The sequence below is a fragment of the Dechloromonas denitrificans genome (genome assembly GCF_001551835.1).
Classification (GTDB): domain Bacteria; phylum Pseudomonadota; class Gammaproteobacteria; order Burkholderiales; family Rhodocyclaceae; genus Azonexus; species Azonexus denitrificans.
The window spans coordinates 1-1,209 of the sequence record NZ_LODL01000004.1; the positions used below are offsets into that span (position 1 = coordinate 1).

Annotated in this window: 1 protein-coding gene; it reads left to right on the forward strand. The window is 58.5% G+C overall.

What is annotated here, in order from left to right:
• Positions 1-60: 60 nt before the first annotated feature.
• Positions 61-1,209, forward strand: a 1,149-nt coding sequence (locus tag AT959_RS00865; RefSeq protein WP_157651164.1) for an IS1182 family transposase, incomplete at its 3' end; no start/stop codon positions are given.

Sequence of the window (1,209 nt, forward strand, 5' to 3'; positions counted from 1 at the left end):
CCTCAGATTGCTGACAAAGCCTCCAATCGTTTGGGGGCTTTGTTTTTTTATAATGTTGGCATGCTCAAGCCTGCCTCCCCTGCCCAGACGGAACTGGAGATGGTGACGTTGGAGCAACTGGTCCCGAAAGACCACTTGCTCCGACTGCTCGACCAGCACATCCGGTTTGATTTCATCCGCGAAGCGACCCAGCACCTTTACTGCGAGAACAATGGCCGACCGGCCGTTGATCCGGTGGTGTTGTTCAAAATGCTATTCATCGGCTATCTGTTCGGGATTCGCTCCGAGCGGCGACTGGTCAAGGAAATCGAAGTCAATGTTGCCTACCGCTGGTTTCTCGGCTTTCGCCTGACGGACAAGGTCCCGGATGCCTCAACGCTGTCGCAGAACCGTCGTCGCCGGTTTGTCGGCACGGACATCGAGCAACGCATCTTCGACGGTATTGTCGAGCAAGCCATCGAGCACAAGCTGATTGGTGGGCGTGTGCTCTACACCGACAGCACCCACCTGAAGGCCAACGCCAACAAACGGCACTTTGAAATCCATCAGCTTGAACAAACCCCGGCGGCCTACCTGGCCGAACTCGATGCGGCGATCGAGGCTGATCGGGTCGCTGCCGGCAAGAAGCCGCTCAAGCGCGATGACGATGACTCGGCCCCGCCGACCAAGGAAATTAAGGTCAGTACGGTCGATCCCGACGCAGGCTTCATGGCCCGCGACAACAAGCCGACCGGCTTCTTCTATCTGGATCACCGCACCGTCGATGGCGTGCATGCCCTGATCGTCGATACCCATGTCACGCCGGGCAATGTCCACGACAGCCAACCGTACCTTGCCCGCCTGGATCGGGCCAAGGAACGCTTTGAGTTGGCTGTGGGTGCCGTCGGTCTGGATGCCGGGTATTTCACTCCCCAAGTCTGCAAGGGCATCCTTGACCGGGAACTGTTCGGGGTGATGGGCTACAAGCGACCGAGCCACCGCGATGGCTATTTCTACAAGCGGGACTATCTCTACGATGCGGTACAGGATTGCTACCGCTGCCCGACCGGTGAAGTCCTGCCGTACCGGACGACCAACCGGCTGGGCTATCGGGAATATGCCTCAAATCCCAAACATTGCGCCGATTGTGCCCAACGAGCGCAATGTACGCAGAGCAGGAGTCACCAGAAGCTCGTCACCCGGCATCTCTGGGAAGCGTGCAAGGAAGCG